The following is a 17349-nucleotide window of genomic DNA, read 5'->3' on the forward strand; positions in this document are numbered from 1 at the left end:
CGAATTACGGCCTTGTAGTAGAAGCAGAATTAACAAACCACTGCTGGATGTTACCCATTGCGGAGTGCGAGGTATCCAGAATCGGCTGCGGATAGAAGCCCAGCAGCACCAGCAGTACGACCAGCAGCAGGATGATGGACAGCTCACGCAGCGACATCCCCGGCAGTTCTTTAGCAGCAATTTCGCTCTTCGCTTTACCGAAGTAGGCGCGGTGCAGCATCGCCAGCGAGTACACGGAGGCGAACACCAGACCAAAGGTGGAGATGACGGTAATCATCGGAACCACTTTGAAGCTGCCGAACAGAATCATAAATTCGCCAACGAAGTTACCGGTACCTGGCATACCCAGGGTGGCAACCGCGAAGAACATGGAGAGTGCAGGCAGCCATTTCATTTTGCCCCACAGGCCGCCCATCATACGCATGTCGCGGGTATGCAGACGTTCGTACAGCTGACCACACAGGATGAAGAGACCGGCAGCGGACAGGCCGTGCGCAATCATCTGGATCACCGCGCCCTGGTACGCCAGCTGGCTGCCAGTGTAGATGGCAATCAGTACGAAGCCCATGTGGGATACGGAGGTGTAAGCAATCAGACGTTTGATGTCGTACTGCGTGAAGGCCATCCATGCACCGTAGAAGATACCGATCACGCCAAGCCACATGGCAATCGGCGCAAACTCTGCGGAGGCGTTCGGGAACAGCGGCAGGGAGAAACGCAGCAGACCGTAGGCCGCCGTTTTCAGCAAGATACCCGCCAGGTCAACGGAACCCGCCGTTGGCGCCTGAGAGTGGGCGTCCGGCAGCCAGCCGTGCAGCGGAACCACCGGCATTTTCACCGCGAAGGCGATGAAGAAGCCGAGCATCAGCATGTATTCCACGCCGTGGGACATCGGGGTCTTCAGCAGATCTTCATAGTTGAAGGTCCAGACGCCGGTGGCGTTGTAATGCACAAACACCAGCGCCAGGATGGCAATCAACATCACCAGACCGCTCGCCTGGGTGTAGATGAAGAACTTGGTGGCCGCCGTGATACGCGTTTTACCGTCGGATGCCTTGTGGCCCCACAGCGCGATCAGGAAGTACATCGGCACCAGCATCATCTCCCAGAAGAAGAAGAACAGGAACATGTCGATGGCCAGGAACACGCCGATAACGCCGCCCAGGATCCACATCAGGTTCAGGTGGAAGAAGCCCTGGTATTTTTCGATTTCTCGCCAGGAGCAGAGTACCGCCAGAACGCCGAGCAGACCGGTCAGCACGACCATCAGCAGCGACAGACCGTCAATCGCAAGGTGGATCGTGATACCGAAACGTGGGATCCACGGCAGAATGAACTCAGATTGCCACTGCGGAAGGCCCGCAGACTGGGTCAATGAGTAGCCACCCTGCAACCACAGTTGCAGGCCAAGCGCGAGCGTCAATCCCATGGTGATCAGCGCGATCCAGCGCGGCATCTTCACGCCAAAGCGTTCAGTCTGCCAGCACAGGAAGCCGCCGATGAAGGGAATTAATATTAGCCAGGGTAATAACATGGCGATTTTTATTCCTTGTTAAAGTCCCTCAGGGACCGATTTTCAACGAATTCGACAAAATTCACGTGTTAGTGCGGTTTGTGGTGTCGGGTGACGCTCACGCTTACCCGACCTACGGTCTCGTAGGCCCGGTAAGCGCAGCGCCACCGGGCAAAAACCACTATCGCAACACCATCAGCAGCGCCAGCACGACAACCGCACCGATGCTCATGGATGCCACATACCAGCGCAGATAGCCGTTCTCGCTGTACAGCAGGCCTTTACCTGCAAAGCGAGAGAGGATCGCCGGGATATTCATCAGGCTGTTCAGCGGATCGCGCTTCAACAGCCACGCAATGCCCAGGAACGGCTTCACGAAGATCATGTCGTACAGCCAGTCGAAGCCCCATGCGTTGTACCACCAGGTGCCCAGCAGACGGCCCGGCGCGCTGTTGGCAACGGCAGTCACCAGCGTGCGTTTGCCCAGCCACAGCCATGCGGCAATCAGGATGCCCGCGATAGCCACAACGCCGGAGGTGATTTCAAGCGTCAGAACGCGACCGTGCTCAAGCTCGGTTGTTGCCGGCAGTACGCCCTGCAACGGTGGCACAATCATCGCGCCAACGAAGGTGGAGAGTACCAGCAGCACAATCAGCGGCAGGTGGTGGGTAATCCCCTTCCCTGCGTGGGCGTGAATTTGTTCTTTACCGTGGAAGACGATGAAAATCATACGGAAGGTGTACAGGGAAGTCATAAACGCACCGACCAGACCCGCAACCATCAGATTGATATGACCATTCGCCATGGCACCCGCCAGGATTTCATCCTTACTGAAGAAGCCTGCGGTAATCAGCGGCAGTGCCGCCAGCGCCGCGCCGCCTACCAGGAAGCAGACATAGACCAGCGGGATGGACTTACGCAGTCCGCCCATTTTGAAGATATTCTGCTCGTGGTGGCAGGCCAGGATCACCGAACCGGATGAGAGGAACAGCAGCGCTTTAAAGAACGCGTGCGTCATCAGGTGGAAAATGGCTGCGTCCCACGCCTGAACGCCCAGCGCCAGGAACATGTAACCAATCTGGCTCATGGTGGAGTACGCGAGAACGCGTTTGATGTCGGTCTGCACCAGCGCGGCAAAGCCTGCCAGCACCAGCGTAACCGCACCGACGATACCCACCAGATGCAGAATTTCCGGGGTCATCAGGAACAGGCCATGGGTACGCGCAATCAGGTAGACACCGGCGGTGACCATGGTCGCGGCGTGGATCAGCGCGGAGACAGGGGTTGGACCCGCCATCGCGTCAGCAAGCCATGTCTGCAACGGCAGCTGTGCGGATTTACCCACAGCACCACCCAGCAGCATCAGCGTTGCCCACCACAGCATGTTGTTGCCTGCTTCGAAGTGCGCTGGCGCCAGTTCCACCATTTCGCGGAAGTTCAGCGTGCCCAGTTCGTTGTAGAGAATGAACAGCGCGAAAGCGAGGAAGACGTCACCCACGCGGGTCACGACGAACGCTTTCATGGCCGCTGCGCCATTCTTCGGATCGGTGTAGTAGAAACCGATCAGGAGGTAAGAGCACAGACCCACGCCTTCCCAGCCCAGATACATCAGCAGCAGGTTATCGGCCAGCACCAGAACCACCATGCTGGCGATAAACAGGTTGGTGTAGGCGAAGAAGCGGGAGTATCCCTCTTCACCGCGCATATACCAGGAGGCGAACATGTGGATCAGGAAGCCCACGCCGGTGACCACGGAGAGCATGGTCAGAGACAGACCATCCAGCACCAGGTTGAAACCGATGTTGAAGTTACCGACCGACATCCAGTTCCACAGCGGCACGCTGTAGGCCTGACGTCCATTGTTAAAGAAATCGATACCCGCATACGCTGTCACCAGCGCAGCCAGACCGATTGAGCCAATGCCCACGGTGGCAGACAGATTCTCAGACCAGCGGCCGCGAGAAAATGCCAGCAGCACGAAGCCAATCAGCGGAAAAATAATGGTTAAGGCAAGCATGTTCATCCACGCAACTCACTTACTGAATCGATGTTCAGGTTCTGGCGGCGACGATGGAGCTGCAGCAACAGCGCCAGGCCAATACTCGCTTCGGCAGCCGCGAGGCTGATGGCGAGAATGTACATCACCTGACCGTCGGCCTGGCCCCAGTAGCTGCCGGCGACCACAAAGGCCAGCGCGGAAGCGTTGATCATGATTTCCAGACCGATCAGCATAAACAGCAGATTGCGGCGGATAACCAGACCGGTTAAGCCCAGAACGAACAAAATCGCAGCGAGGATCAGTCCATGTGTTAAGGGGATCATGCGCGCTCCTCCGTTTTTCTTTTCGCACGGTCATCAGTGCGGTTGCTCAGCACCTCACCCACACGTTCTTCGCGACCGACGTGGAAGGCAACAACCAGGCCCGCCAGCAGCAGCATAGAGGCCAGTTCAACCGCCAGAACGTACGGACCAAACAGCGCAATACCAACAGCCTTGGCGCTGATTGGCGTGCCGTCAATGCCCTGGTCGTTAACGCCCAGAATAGCGTAAACAATCACCACCAGCATGATGGCCGACAAAATTGCCGGGCCAATCCACACCTGCGGTTTTAACCATTGACGTTCCTGCTCAATTTCAGAGCCGCCCAGGTTGAGCATCATCACCACGAACACGAACAGCACCATAATGGCACCCGCGTAGACGATAATTTCCAGCGCACCGGCGAAGTGCGCGCCCAGCGCAAAGAACACCCCGGAAATAGCCAGCAGCGAAATGATTAAATACAGCAACGCATGCACCGGATTGGTGTGCGTGATCACTCGCAGCGTAGCCAGGATGGCGATAAGGCCACAGATATAAAAAGCGAATTCCATTCCCCTCTCCTTACGGTAACAGGCTCTTGACGTCGATAGGCTTAGCTTCGTTCTCTGCTTCGCCCTTATCTTTGCCGTCGATTGCCATACCCGCCATCCGGTAGAAGTTATATTCCGGGTATTTGCCCGGACCGGAAATCAGCAGATCCTCTTTCTCGTACACCAGGTCCTGACGCTTGTACTCACCCAGCTCGAAGTCTGGAGTCAGCTGAATCGCCGTGGTTGGGCACGCTTCTTCACACAGACCGCAGAAAATGCAGCGTGAGAAGTTGATGCGGAAGAACTCAGGGTACCAGCGGCCGTCTACCGTCTCGGCTTTCTGCAGAGAGATACAGCCTACCGGACACGCTACCGCACACAGGTTACAGGCTACGCAGCGCTCGGAACCGTCCGGGTCGCGCGTCAGCACGATACGGCCACGGTAGCGCGGCGGCAGATATACCGGCTCTTCCGGATACATCCGGGTTTCGCGTTTGGCAAACGCGTGCAGGCCGATCATCCAGATACTGCGTACCTGGGTGCCAAAGCCTACGAGTAATTCTTTTAAGGTCATGATCTCAAAGCCCCTTATGGCTGCTGCCAGAGAATGACAGCCGCCGTTACCAACAAGTTGACGAGCGTCAGCGGCAGGCACACTTTCCAGCCGAAGGACATTACCTGGTCATAACGCGGACGCGGTAAGGACGCACGAATCAAAATGAACATCATCATGAAGAACGCGGTTTTCAGCGCGAACCAGATGAACGGCGGTAAGAACGGGCCATGCCAGCCACCAAAGAACAGCGTTACCATCAACGCGGAAATGGTGACGATACCGATGTACTCGCCCACGAAGAACAGACCGAATTTCATACCGGAATATTCAATGTGGTAACCGTCGGCCAGTTCCTGTTCGGCTTCTGGCTGGTCAAACGGGTGACGGTGACACACCGCCACGCCCGCGATAGCAAAGGTCACAAAACCAAAGAACTGCGGGATAACGTTCCAGATGTCGGCCTGGTTGTTGACGATGTCGGTCATGTTGAATGAACCGGCCTGCGCCACCACGCCCATCAGGGAGAGCCCCAGGAACACTTCGTAGCTCAGCGTCTGCGCGGAAGCACGCATCGCACCCAGCAGCGAGTATTTGTTGTTACTGGACCAGCCTGCGAACAGCACCGCGTACACCGCGAGGCCTGCCATCATCAGGAAGAACAGAATGCCGATGTTCAGGTCAGCCACCACCCAGGTCGGGCTGACGGGAACGATAGCAAACGCCAGCAGCAGCGAGGTAAAGGCGATCATCGGCGCCAGCGTAAAGATCACGCGGTCCGAGAAGCGCGGAACCCAGTCCTCTTTAAAGAACATCTTGATCATGTCCGCCACCAGCTGGAGTGAACCACCCCAGCCCACGCGGTTCGGTCCGTAACGGTTCTGGAACAGACCGAGCAGACGACGTTCACCAAAGCTCATGAACGCGCCGCAGGTGACGACCACCAGCAGAATGACGACCGCTTTCAGAATGCTCAGCAGGATGTCGATAAGATCCGGCGTTAACCAACTCATGCTTTTGCCTCCTGAAGGTTATCAAGATGCGCACCCGCCAGGACCGGCGCGATGCCAGGCATACCCATCGGCAGACCCACCTGCCCTGCTGACAGGCTTTCCGAAATAATCAGCGGCAGGCTGATTGTCTGGCCGTCGTAGCTAAAGGCAATGTTCGCACCCGCGTTAACGCCAAGCTTCGCGGCATCCGCCGGGTTGAGCTTGATGTACGGCTGCGGCATACGCTGCTGGAATACCGGAGAACGCTGGGACATTTCGTCGCTACCGAACAGATGGTAGTACGGCGCAATACGCCAGTGGCCTTCCTGTGCCTGGAAACGTTCCGGAACGGTAGAGAAGAAGTCCAGACCGGTTTCGGTGGCTTCAATCAGACGCACGCCCGGATCGCCGTGGCGCAGATGACCACCCACTTCAGCCTGGAATTTGTTCCATGCCTGCGGGGAGTTCCAGCCCGGTGCCCATGCAAACGGGATTTGCGAACGCGGCGCAGACGGCTGGTTGTTCCCTTCCATCGAGAAGGCGAACATGGTGTCTTTATCCTGCGGCTGACGCGGTTCGTGCACGCTGATGTTGGCACGCATCGCAGTACGACCGCTGTAGCGGTGCGGCTCACGCGCCAGTTTCTGGCCGCGAATACGGAAGCTTGCGTCAGGCGCGGCGTCTTTAATGCCCGCCAGCTGAGGCAGTTTCTCAACAACCGCGTCGATAACGTGGTCGAGCTGCGTCCAGTCCACTTCACGGCTCTGCACGGTGCTGTGCAGAGAGTGCAGCCAGCGCCAGCTTTCCAGCATCACGGTGTTGCTGTCGTAGTAGGCCGGGTCATAAACCTGGAAGAAGCGCTGTGCGCGGCCTTCGTTGTTGATCACCGTCCCGTCGCTTTCTGCGAAGCTTGCAGCAGAGAGCACCAGGTGTGCTTTGTCCATGATCGCGGTGCGCTGATGGTCGATAACCATCACCAGCGGTGCTTTGGAGAGCGCGGCGTCAACGCGAGCGGCGGAAGCGTGGCGATGCAGGTCATTTTCCAGCACTACCACCGCATCAGCAGAACCGGATTCCAGTTCGCTTAACGCTTCTTCCAGCGAGCCGCCGCCAATCATGCCCAGTCCGATGCTGTTCACCGCACGGGCAATCATGGTCACACCGACGTCAGCGCCACGGCCCTTCAGGGCTTTGGCAACGTTCGCTGCGGCCTGAATGATTTCAGCGCTACCGGCGTTGGTACCGGAAATGATCAGTGGTTTTTTCGCCCCCGCCAGCGCCTGAACAATCACGTCGACCTTGTTCTGCAGGTCGCGATCCAGTTCAACGGCCGGCGAGTTGCTGTCCAGCGCGTGGGCAATGGCAAAGCCGAGGCGCGCCTGATCTTCAACCGGTGCGCAGTAGGTCCACGCGGCGATATCGTCCAGACGGGTGTTGTCGACGTTAGTCACAAACAGAGGATGCTTCGCGCGCTGGCCGATGTTGAGGATCGCCGCAATCTGCCAGTCAGCCACTTTCTGCGCCGCTGCCATTTCACGTGCTTTACCCTTCACCGCCTGACGAACCGCCAGAGCCGCGCGTGCGCCGGTCTGCGTCAGGTCTTCCCCGAGCACCAGAACCGCATCATAGGATTCGATTTCGCGCAGCGCAGGCGTGTGTACACCGCCTTCACGCAGCACTTTCAGCACCAGTTGCAGACGTTCCTGCTCGCCATGGGCGATACCGGTATAGAAGTTTTCCGCCCCAACCAGCTCACGCAGCGCGAAGTTGCTTTCGATGCTGGCGCGCGGGGAGCCGATGCCGATCACTTTCTTCGACTGGCGCAGAATATCTGCCGCGCCCTGCATCGCCTGTTCAGCGTTGAGGGTAATGACGTCGTCGCCACGGCGCTGAACCGGCTGACGCGGACGGTCTTTCAGGTTCACATAGCCATAGCCAAAACGACCGCGATCGCAGAGGAAGTAGTGATTAACGGTACCGTTGTAACGGTTTTCGATACGACGCAGTTCACCGTAACGTTCACCCGGGCTGGTGTTACAGCCGAGGGAGCACTGCTGGCAGATGCTTGGCGCAAACTGCATGTCCCATTTACGGTTGTAACGCTCGGAGTGGGTTTTATCCGTGAACACGCCGGTCGGGCAGATTTCTACCAGGTTACCGGAGAATTCGCTTTCAAGCGTACCGTCTTCCGGACGACCGAAGTAAACGTTGTCATGCGCGCCATACACGCCCAGATCCTGACCGTCTGCATAATCTTTGTAGTAACGCACGCAGCGGTAGCAGGCGATGCAGCGGTTCATTTCGTGAGAGATGAACGGCCCCAGATCCTGATTTCGGTGAGTACGCTTGGTAAAGCGATAGCGACGGAAGCTGTGACCAGTCATGACGGTCATATCCTGAAGGTGGCAGTTACCACCCTCCTCACACACCGGACAGTCGTGTGGGTGGTTGGTCATCAACCACTCCACTACGCTTTCGCGGAACTGTTTGGCTTCTTCGTCATCAATCGAAATAAAAGTGCCTTCGGTGGCTGGCGTCATACAGGACATCACCAGTCGACCACGCGTGTCTTCCGCGTTTTGATATTGCTTCACCGCACACTGGCGGCAAGCACCGACGCTGCCCAGCGCCGGATGCCAGCAAAAGTACGGAATATCGAGGCCAAGAGACAGACAAGCTTCCAGCAGGTTGTCCGCCCCGTTGACTTCGTATTCTTTGCCGTCTACATGAATCGTAGCCATTAGCATGCTTCCAGTTGGCTCGGCCGAAACCGAGCGTTAATCAAAATTCTGTTTTTACCAGCGTGCTTTCAGCAGGTTCGGCTGAATACCATTGATAGAATGGGTATTGCTGAACGGCTGCTTGATGCCTGCTTCGAATTCGTCGCGGAAATATTTAATCGCGCTCTGCAGCGGCTCGACGGCACCCGGTGCGTGAGCACAGAAGGTTTTACCTGGCCCTAAGAATCGACACAGTTGCTCAAGTGTCTCGATATCGCCAGGCTGGCCTTCGCCACGTTCGATAGCGCGCAGGATCTTCACGCTCCACGGCAGACCGTCACGGCATGGTGTACACCAGCCGCAGGACTCGCGGGCGAAGAACTCTTCCAGGTTACGCACCAGGGATACCATGCCGATCTCGTGGTCGACGGCCATCGCCAGCGCGGTACCCAGACGGCTGCCTGCTTTACCAATGCTTTCGAACTCCATTGGCAGGTCAAGGTGGGCTTCGGTTAAGAAGTCTGTCCCTGCCCCACCCGGCTGCCAGGCTTTGAATTTCAGGCCATCGCGCATGCCGCCGGCGTAGTCTTCAAGAATTTCACGTGCGGTGGTGCCGAACGGCAGCTCCCAGACGCCAGGATTCTTCACGCGACCGGAGAAGCCCATCAGCTTGGTACCGGCATCTTTACTTGATGAGATGCCCTGATACCACTCCACGCCGTTCGCAAGGATAGCCGGAACGTTACACAGGGTTTCGACGTTGTTTACACAGGTCGGTTTACCCCACACGCCGGAGCTTGCCGGGAACGGTGGCTTGGAGCGCGGGTTCGCGCGGCGGCCTTCCAGGGAGTTAATCAGCGCGGTTTCTTCACCGCAGATATAACGCCCGGCACCGGTGTGCACGAACAGCTCGAAGTCAAACCCGGTGCCCAGGATGTTTTTACCCAGCAGTCCGGCTTCAGTGGCTTCGGCAATCGCGCGACGCAGGTTTTCAGCCGCTTCGATGTATTCGCCGCGCAGGAAGATGTAGCCACGGTACGCTTTCAGCGCGAACGCGGAGATCAGCATGCCTTCCACCAGCAGGTGCGGCAGCTGTTCCATCAGCAGGCGGTCTTTATAGGTACCCGGCTCCATTTCATCGGCGTTACACAGCAGGTAACGGATGTTCATGGATTCATCTTTCGGCATCAGGCTCCACTTCAGACCGGTGGAGAAGCCCGCACCGCCGCGCCCTTTCAGGCCAGAATCTTTTACCGCATTAACGATGTCGTCTGGTGCCATGCCGCCGAGGGCTTTACGCGCACCGGCATAGCCGTTTTTGCTCTGATATTCGTCGAGCCAGACCGGCTGTTTGTCATCGCGCAGACGCCAGGTCAGCGGATGCGTCTCAGCAGTACGAATTACAGTTTTCATTTGTACTGCTCCAGCAGGTCAGGAATCGCTTCCGGCGTCAGATGGCTGTGAGTGTCCTCATCAATCATCATGGTCGGTCCCTTGTCGCAGTTACCCAGGCAGCAGGTTGGCAGCAGGGTAAAGCGTCCGTCGAACGTGGTCTGGCCCGGCTTAATATTAAGTTTCTTCTCAATCGCAGCCTGAATGCCCTGATAACCGGTAATGTGGCAGACAACGCTGTCACAGTAGCGGATCACATGGCGGCCGACCGGCTGACGGAAGATCTGGCTGTAGAACGTGGCTACGCCTTCTACGTCACTTGCCGGAATGCCCAGCACTTTTGCGATCTCATAGATCGCCCCATCCGGCACCCAACCACGCTGTTTCTGTACGATTTTCAGCGCTTCAATGGACGCCGCACGCGGGTCTTCGTAGTGGTGCATCTCGTGCTCAATGGCGGCACGCTCTGCTTCACTCAGCTCAAAAGCCTCGGTTTGTGGTTGTTGATTCTCGTGCATAATTAGCGGTCCACATCTGACATAACAAAATCGATACTACCCAGATACACAATCAGGTCGGAGACCAGACTGCCGCGAATGGCGGCCGGGATCTGCTGCAGGTGCGCAAAGCTTGGCGTACGCACGCGGGTACGGTAGCTCATGGTGCTGCCGTCGCTGGTGAGGTAGTAGCTGTTGATACCCTTGGTCGCTTCAATCATCTGGAAGGATTCTTGTGCCGGCATGACCGGGCCCCAGGAAACCTGCAAGAAGTGGGTGATCAGGGTTTCGATATGTTGCAGCGTGCGCTCTTTCGGTGGCGGCGTCGTCAGCGGGTGATCCGCCTTGAACGGGCCTTCCGGCATGTTGTTGAGGCACTGCTCAAGGATGCGCAGGCTCTGGCGCAGCTCTTCCACTTTCAGCATCACGCGGGTGTAGCAGTCGGAAACGCCGCCGCCAACCGGGACTTCAAAGTCGAAGTTCTCGTAGCCAGAGTAAGGACGGGCTTTACGCACGTCGAAATCAATACCGGTTGCGCGCAGGCCAGCACCTGTGGTTCCCCACTCCAGCGCCTCTTTCGCGCCGTAGGCAGCAACGCCCTGGGAGCGGCCTTTCAGGATGGAGTTACGCAGCGCGGCTTTCTCGTAAGACGCCAGACGTTTCGGCATCCAGTCGAGGAATTCACGCAGCAGGCGGTCCCAGCCGCGCGGCAGATCGTGCGCCACGCCGCCGATGCGGAACCAGGCCGGGTGCATACGGAAACCGGTAATCGCTTCCACCAGATCGTAGATTTTCTGACGGTCGGTAAAGGCGAAGAAGACCGGCGTCATCGCGCCGACGTCCTGAATGAACGTGGAGATGTACAGCAGGTGGCTGTTAATACGGAACAGTTCAGACAGCATCACGCGAATCACATTAACGCGATCCGGGACGGTGATGCCTGCCAGTTTCTCAACAGCCAGCACGTATGGCATCTCGTTTACGCAGCCGCCGAGGTATTCGATACGGTCGGTATACGGAATGTAGCTGTGCCAGGACTGACGCTCGCCCATCTTCTCAGCACCACGGTGGTGGTAGCCAATGTCAGGCACGCAGTCGACAATCTCTTCGCCGTCAAGCTGAAGAATAATACGGAATGCACCGTGCGCAGACGGGTGGTTTGGACCGAGGTTAAGGAACATGAAGTCCTCGTTTTCGGTGCCGCGCTTCATGCCCCAGTCTTCCGGCTTGAAGGTCAGCGCTTCCATCTCCAGATCCTGCTTGGCTTTGGTCAGCTCAAACGGGTCGAATTCGGTGGCGCGTGCCGGGTAGTCTTTACGCAGCGGGTGGCCGGTCCAGGTCTGCGGCATCATGATGCGCGTCAGATGCGGGTGGCCGTCGAAGGTCATGCCGAACATTTCCCAGGTTTCACGCTCGTACCAGTTAGCGTTTGGGAAAAGTTTGGTGATCGTCGGCAAATGCATGTCGTTTTCAGACAATGCCACCTTGAGCATGATATCCGTGTTGCGGTCTATTGAGATCAGGTGGTAGAAAACGGAAAAATCCGCAGCAGGGAGACCCTGGCGGTGCGTTCTCAGACGTTCGTCCATGCCGTGTAAGTCAAACAGCATGACGTAAGGTTTTGGCAATTTCTTGAGGAAATCGACAACTTCCAGTAATTGCTCACGCTTCACCCAAACAACGGGTACCCCGGTGCGGGTGGCCTGAACAGTAAAGGCATCCGGCCCAAAACGGTTGCGCAGTTCGCCAATGACGGGGTCATCGAGATGATCCCGGGTCTGCCAGGCGGCTTCTTGCGCGGTTAAGTCGGTCATATTGTTCACCATTGCAAATGGTCCGTGGTGACTGTTAAGCCTGGCTTCGCGCTATTTGAGTAGTGATATGCGAAGGTGTTCTCCAGGCCCACAGGCGCAAATTAAATTTCGTCAGGCGTACGCAGGTTGGTGACGGCAATACGTTCACCACGTTTACGCTCGCGCTCAGACTGCATGTTCGCGCGATAGACACCTTGATCGCCAACAACCCAGGAGAGCGGACGGCGTTCTTTACCGATTGACTCCTGCAGCAGCATCAGCGCCTGCATATAGGCCTCTGGACGCGGCGGGCAGCCCGGGATGTACACATCCACCGGAATGAACTTATCAACGCCCTGCACAACGGAATAAATGTCGTACATACCGCCGGAGTTTGCACATGCGCCCATGGAGATAACCCATTTTGGCTCCAGCATCTGGTCATAAAGACGCTGAATAACCGGTGCCATCTTGGTAAAGCAGGTCCCGGCCACCACCATCAGGTCAGCCTGACGTGGAGAAGCACGCAGTACCTCGGCCCCAAAACGCGCAACGTCATGCACCGCAGTGAATGACGTCACCATTTCAACGTAGCAGCAAGAAAGGCCAAAGTTGTATGGCCAGATGGAGTTCTTACGACCCCAGTTGACCATATCGTGCATGGCATGTTCGAGCTTGCCCATGTACACGCTTTTGTTGACTTCTTGCTCCAGGGGGTCGGTTACGATCTCCTGTTTTTGCAGGGGGTAACGGTCATTCTCACCGTTAGGATCTATGCGGGTGAGCGTATAATCCATCTTATTGCCTCGCTGTTACTGCTGACGATTAGAGATACTGTTTTCCGGGTTGATGTGTTCACGGCGTGAACGCACAGGTGTCCAGTCCAGCGCGCCAATACGCACCAGATAAACCAGACCGGCCAGTAACACTAAAATGAAAATTGCGGCCTCGACAAAGCCCACCCAACCACTTTCGCGAATGGAGGTAGACCACGCGAAGAGGTAAAGCGCTTCCACGTCGAAAATGACGAAGAACATGGCTACCAGGTAGAACTTGGCAGACAGGCGTAAGCGAGCGGTACCTACTGAATCAATACCTGATTCGAAAGGTGTGTTCTTGTGCCTTGCGCGGGCGCGACCGCCCAGGAACCAGCCGCCGACTAACATCAGGCAGCACAGGCCAATGGCTACAATAAGAAAGATTGCGAATGCCCAGTGATGAGCGATGACTTCTGTGGATGTTGACATACTCATTGCTTACTCATCAAAAGTGATACCGACGACACTGCTCTTGCTGGCAGATGGGCATCACATCGATTCATGGGGAGGAACAAAATAACCTTACACTAACTGTCAGAAATGAGACATAGACAGCAAAATGATGGGGTTTTTTACTCCTTTCTATAACCTTTTGTCAACTTTAACAAAGGTTTCTTCACATTAAATTACAACGTGCGATTCTCATTAACATTTGGTGCCCTTTAACCCTGGTGGGTACATGACTTTACGTCAAATGCATCTTGTTGAATCGTGTCCGTTTTGGAAGTAAAAAAAATAACCCTCCTATTTTGACAGGATTTGCCAACGATTCCTCCCCCCAAATGGGAGTATTTTCTTGATCTGAGACACGCTTTTGTTAATTCAATCAAAAAAACAGCAACATATTTCCTGTTTTTTTAACATCGGCGGGGTATTAGGCAAGTTAGAAGAGGTATCGTTTACACCTTAACCAAAAGCATTTTCTGCATTGATAAATAAGCGGTATTTGCTTTAACCCTGCTCCGTTCGCGGTTATGAATAGCAAAAAAAACCACTCGCAGGAAAAAATCATGCGAGTGGCTCTTTTTTGCACTTACATTTTGTTACGAGAATTTTGGGGGAATGATCACTCAAAATCCCTTTCCACAATCAGGGAGTCATCCCCTCCTTCCGGAGTAACAGGCGCGTACTGCCATGGATTGTGGTAGTTTTCCATTGCCTCGAATACCACTTTCGCTAGCTCGTTGTTGCTGGCGGCATTATGGCACAGCAGGTACTCCGTATCCGGCAACGACGGGAGTCCCTCAGATTGACCCAGCACACGCAGATCGGGGCTCATCATCTCCACCGGACGGGCTGTTACGCCAAGTCCGGCCTTCACTGCCGCTCGTACCGCAGGCAACGTTGACGCAACGTACGCCAGGCGCCACGGAATACTGGCTTCGTTGAGCGCAGTCAGCACCATATCGCGGAACGGACTAGGATCGTCCAGCAGGACCAGGGGTATTGGCTCACCTTTTTGCAATACGTACTCCGCGGCACAGTACCAGTGCGTAGGAGAAGTACGCAGCGTCAGGCAGTCATACTGGCCAGGTCGATGCGTGGTGACCACCAGGTCAACCTCGTTTTCTTTCAGCATCTCAACCATGAAGGCATTGCGTTTAACGCTAACGTCCAGGGCAAGCTTCGGATAAACCGAGCTAATTCGGTTGAGAAGGAAGGGCAAAATGGTATCTGCTGATTCATCTGACGCCCCTAATGTTAACACTCCCTGAAGGTTGCTAAACATTAATGACATACAGGCTTCATCATTAAAGCGCAGTATCTTTCTGGCATAACCCAGAAGCTGAATACCATGTTCTGTTAAAAGCTTATTACGTCCATGACGCGCAAAAAGCTCTTTACCAACCAGTTGTTCCAGCCGCTGCATTTGCTGACTCACGGCGGACTGGGTACGGCAAACGGCGGCAGCAGCTGCTGCAAAAGTGTTGAGATCGGCGACCGCAACAAACGTTCTCAGCAGATCGAGGTCGAGATTCATTATCGGACGATTTGCATTTATCATATCTTTTCACTTTCAGGTTGCTCGTGCGGAGCTGCCCGGGTTGAAGCTGTGTGTAACAGTTAAGCAATTCCTTCTGAAGAGTTTCCCTCGCGTCCCGGCCCGGCAGACTGCCTGACAGATAGTTATTGTACTTTGGTATATCAACAGTCAGAAATCACGTTTCATGACGTTATTTTTATTCTCTTGCGTTCAGGATATTTCGTTATCTGAAGGTAGATGTAAATTCCATTAAGAGTAAGACATGTTTTCTGCCATCTATATCGCGGCGTTGCCAGCGTAGCAAGATGTGACTTACCCAATCAGCCAGAGATTACTTTAACAATAACAATCGATTAATACAGGAAGGCAGAAGCTGATATACGTAACAGACCTATCGCTACGCTGCATTCCCAAAACACATCTTAACCCAAATCCACTATATTTATAAGTCTTATTACAATATAACGGATTTAACGCCAATGATAAGCAACTACACTCTTTTTATTAAAATTAACGAAAGTTGCATTTTCGTCGTTAATAATAAATAAAGTTTAATTTAGATTCAGGCCATTCATTAATAACACTTAACATTAATTTCACATGAGTAACTTTTAACCTGGCTTTGCTAATAGAGCAAACTGTATCTCAGCATTCAGGTTTTACGAATGGTCACTCAGGGGGACTAACGCTTCAGCCCGGATCGTCTTTTTATTTAAATCAGAATAATATTAATATTTATGTGAAACTTTCAGCATAAAAAACCCAACATTAAGCGTTTTCACGGTAATTTCAGGCGCAAAATCACTCCATCATTAGATTAAGCAATCACAGCAGTGCTGCCTGGTTGGACAAAATCTTCTTCTGTGCGCCCTTCAAAACGAAGCGCGGTGGGAGTACATTGTTCCGTGCTGCTTCCACGGCAGGAAGTTGCAATAATAGCGAAAAGGTTAAAGGTTCATGTCCCCTATCGAAAAATCCAGCAAGCTCGACAACGTCTGTTACGACATCCGTGGCCCGGTACTCAAAGAGGCAAAACGCCTTGAAGAGGAAGGCAATAAGGTTCTGAAACTCAACATCGGCAACCCCGCGCCATTTGGTTTTGAAGCGCCGGATGAGATCCTGGTGGATGTGATCCGTAACCTGCCCACTGCACAAGGCTACTGCGATTCAAAAGGGCTTTATTCCGCCCGTAAAGCCATTATGCAGCACTATCAGGCTCGCGGTATGCGCGACGTCACCGTTGAAGATATCTACATTGGCAACGGTGTCTCGGAGCTGATCGTTCAGGCGATGCAGGCGCTCCTGAACAGCGGCGATGAAATGCTGGTTCCCGCTCCAGACTATCCGCTGTGGACGGCTGCGGTATCGCTCTCCAGCGGTAAAGCGGTGCACTATCTTTGCGATGAATCGTCGGACTGGTTCCCGGATCTGGATGACATTCGCGCCAAAATAACACCGCGCACCCGGGGAATCGTGATCATTAACCCGAATAACCCGACGGGCGCGGTCTATTCAAAAGAGCTGCTGATGGAGATCGTCGAGATCGCCCGCCTGCACAACCTGATCATCTTTGCCGACGAGATTTACGACAAGATCCTGTACGACGCGGCGCAGCACCACTCTATCGCCGCGCTGGCGCCCGATCTGCTGACGGTCACCTTTAACGGACTGTCTAAAACTTACCGCGTTGCCGGTTTCCGTCAGGGCTGGATGGTACTGAACGGTCCGAAAAAACATGCGAAAGGCTACATTGAAGGGCTGGAGATGCTGGCATCCATGCGTCTGTGCGCCAACGTACCGGCGCAACATGCGATCCAGACAGCACTCGGGGGCTATCAAAGCATCAGCGAGTTTATCGTTCCAGGCGGCCGCCTCTATGAACAGCGCAACCGTGCATGGGAATTAATTAATGATATTCCGGGCGTCTCCTGCGTGAAGCCTAACGGCGCGCTGTATATGTTCCCGAAAATCGACGCGAAGCGCTTCAATATTCACGACGACCAGAAAATGGTGCTCGACTTCCTGTTGCAGGAAAAAGTGCTGCTGGTTCAGGGGACGGCGTTTAACTGGCCGTGGCCGGATCACGTGCGTATTGTAACCCTGCCGCGCGAAGACGATCTCGAAATGGCCATCAGCCGCTTCGGACGATTCCTCTCGGGGTACCATCAGTAACGCTAACTTTCCGCCGGGTGGCGCTGCGCTTACCCGGCCTGTAACATCTGCAAATTTGCATCT

Annotated in this window: 14 protein-coding genes; 1 reads left to right on the forward strand and 13 read right to left on the reverse strand. The window is 55.0% G+C overall.

What is annotated here, in order from left to right; genetic code table 11:
* Positions 1 to 4 precede the first annotated feature (4 nt).
* The 13 genes from nuoM to lrhA form a co-directional block, all read right to left on the reverse strand.
* Complete coding sequence (nuoM, locus tag L2Y28_RS15145) at positions 5 to 1534, reverse strand: NADH-quinone oxidoreductase subunit M (RefSeq protein WP_022648826.1); 1530 nt, start codon at positions 1532 to 1534, stop codon at positions 5 to 7.
* A gap of 160 nt (positions 1535 to 1694) precedes the next feature.
* A complete protein-coding gene (nuoL, locus tag L2Y28_RS15150; protein ID WP_022648827.1) occupies positions 1695 to 3536 on the reverse strand; it encodes an NADH-quinone oxidoreductase subunit L in 1842 nt (613 codons plus the stop codon).
* The gene (nuoK, locus tag L2Y28_RS15155) at positions 3533 to 3835 is read right to left on the reverse strand and encodes an NADH-quinone oxidoreductase subunit NuoK (protein WP_006176506.1); all 303 of its coding nucleotides are present in this window, start codon (positions 3833 to 3835) and stop codon (positions 3533 to 3535) included. The genes nuoL and nuoK overlap by 4 nt, the downstream gene beginning before the upstream one ends.
* The gene (gene nuoJ / locus L2Y28_RS15160) at positions 3832 to 4386 is read right to left on the reverse strand and encodes an NADH-quinone oxidoreductase subunit J (RefSeq protein WP_006176507.1); all 555 of its coding nucleotides are present in this window, start codon (positions 4384 to 4386) and stop codon (positions 3832 to 3834) included. The genes nuoK and nuoJ overlap by 4 nt, the downstream gene beginning before the upstream one ends.
* A gap of 10 nt (positions 4387 to 4396) precedes the next feature.
* Entirely contained in the window at positions 4397 to 4939 is a 543-nt protein-coding gene (gene nuoI, locus L2Y28_RS15165; protein WP_003861491.1) for an NADH-quinone oxidoreductase subunit NuoI, read from the reverse strand.
* Between the two features lie 14 nt (positions 4940 to 4953).
* The gene (gene nuoH, locus L2Y28_RS15170; RefSeq protein ID WP_022648828.1) at positions 4954 to 5931 is read right to left on the reverse strand and encodes an NADH-quinone oxidoreductase subunit NuoH; all 978 of its coding nucleotides are present in this window, start codon (positions 5929 to 5931) and stop codon (positions 4954 to 4956) included.
* Positions 5928 to 8651: an NADH-quinone oxidoreductase subunit NuoG gene (nuoG, locus tag L2Y28_RS15175; protein WP_022648829.1), complete on the reverse strand. Its 2724-nt coding sequence runs from the start codon at positions 8649 to 8651 to the stop codon at positions 5928 to 5930. The genes nuoH and nuoG overlap by 4 nt, the downstream gene beginning before the upstream one ends.
* Before the next feature lie 54 nt (positions 8652 to 8705).
* Positions 8706 to 10043: an NADH-quinone oxidoreductase subunit NuoF gene (nuoF, locus tag L2Y28_RS15180; protein WP_006811381.1), complete on the reverse strand. Its 1338-nt coding sequence runs from the start codon at positions 10041 to 10043 to the stop codon at positions 8706 to 8708.
* Complete coding sequence (gene nuoE, locus L2Y28_RS15185) at positions 10040 to 10540, reverse strand: NADH-quinone oxidoreductase subunit NuoE (protein WP_006176513.1); 501 nt, start codon at positions 10538 to 10540, stop codon at positions 10040 to 10042. The genes nuoF and nuoE overlap by 4 nt, the downstream gene beginning before the upstream one ends.
* 2 nt (positions 10541 to 10542) lie before the next feature.
* Positions 10543 to 12345, reverse strand: a complete 1803-nt coding sequence (gene nuoC, locus L2Y28_RS15190; RefSeq protein ID WP_003861484.1) for an NADH-quinone oxidoreductase subunit C/D — start codon at positions 12343 to 12345, stop codon at positions 10543 to 10545.
* An 89-nt stretch (positions 12346 to 12434) separates the two neighbouring features.
* Complete coding sequence (gene nuoB / locus L2Y28_RS15195; protein ID WP_003861482.1) at positions 12435 to 13109, reverse strand: NADH-quinone oxidoreductase subunit NuoB; 675 nt, start codon at positions 13107 to 13109, stop codon at positions 12435 to 12437.
* Positions 13110 to 13124: 15 nt separating this feature from the next.
* On the reverse strand, positions 13125 to 13565 hold the full coding sequence (gene nuoA, locus L2Y28_RS15200; protein WP_003861475.1) for an NADH-quinone oxidoreductase subunit NuoA: 441 nt from the start codon (positions 13563 to 13565) through the stop codon (positions 13125 to 13127).
* 631 nt (positions 13566 to 14196) lie between these two features.
* The gene (gene lrhA / locus L2Y28_RS15205) at positions 14197 to 15135 is read right to left on the reverse strand and encodes a transcriptional regulator LrhA (RefSeq protein WP_032622483.1); all 939 of its coding nucleotides are present in this window, start codon (positions 15133 to 15135) and stop codon (positions 14197 to 14199) included.
* Between the two features lie 936 nt (positions 15136 to 16071).
* Between lrhA and alaA the strand changes: the two genes are divergently transcribed.
* A complete protein-coding gene (gene alaA, locus L2Y28_RS15210) occupies positions 16072 to 17286 on the forward strand; it encodes an alanine transaminase AlaA (protein WP_022648831.1) in 1215 nt (404 codons plus the stop codon).
* Positions 17287 to 17349 lie beyond the last annotated feature (63 nt).

The sequence above is a fragment of the Enterobacter sp. JH25 genome (assembly GCF_021725435.1).
In the GTDB taxonomy this organism is placed as follows: domain Bacteria; phylum Pseudomonadota; class Gammaproteobacteria; order Enterobacterales; family Enterobacteriaceae; genus Enterobacter; species Enterobacter intestinihominis.

Coding starts and splice junctions, on each gene's coding strand:
- nuoK (WP_006176506.1), bottom strand. CDS start 3,835: ATGATCCCCTTAACACATGGACTGATCCTCGCTGCGATTTTGTTCGTT.
- nuoE (WP_006176513.1), bottom strand. CDS start 10,540: ATGCACGAGAATCAACAACCACAAACCGAGGCTTTTGAGCTGAGTGAA.
- nuoL (WP_022648827.1), bottom strand. CDS start 3,536: ATGAACATGCTTGCCTTAACCATTATTTTTCCGCTGATTGGCTTCGTG.
- nuoB (WP_003861482.1), bottom strand. CDS start 13,109: ATGGATTATACGCTCACCCGCATAGATCCTAACGGTGAGAATGACCGT.
- nuoG (WP_022648829.1), bottom strand. CDS start 8,651: ATGGCTACGATTCATGTAGACGGCAAAGAATACGAAGTCAACGGGGCG.
- nuoJ (WP_006176507.1), bottom strand. CDS start 4,386: ATGGAATTCGCTTTTTATATCTGTGGCCTTATCGCCATCCTGGCTACG.
- nuoF (WP_006811381.1), bottom strand. CDS start 10,043: ATGAAAACTGTAATTCGTACTGCTGAGACGCATCCGCTGACCTGGCGT.
- nuoA (WP_003861475.1), bottom strand. CDS start 13,565: ATGAGTATGTCAACATCCACAGAAGTCATCGCTCATCACTGGGCATTC.
- lrhA (WP_032622483.1), bottom strand. CDS start 15,135: ATGATAAATGCAAATCGTCCGATAATGAATCTCGACCTCGATCTGCTG.
- nuoH (WP_022648828.1), bottom strand. CDS start 5,931: ATGAGTTGGTTAACGCCGGATCTTATCGACATCCTGCTGAGCATTCTG.
- alaA (WP_022648831.1), top strand. CDS start 16,072: ATGTCCCCTATCGAAAAATCCAGCAAGCTCGACAACGTCTGTTACGAC.
- nuoC (WP_003861484.1), bottom strand. CDS start 12,345: ATGGTGAACAATATGACCGACTTAACCGCGCAAGAAGCCGCCTGGCAG.
- nuoI (WP_003861491.1), bottom strand. CDS start 4,939: ATGACCTTAAAAGAATTACTCGTAGGCTTTGGCACCCAGGTACGCAGT.
- nuoM (WP_022648826.1), bottom strand. CDS start 1,534: ATGTTATTACCCTGGCTAATATTAATTCCCTTCATCGGCGGCTTCCTG.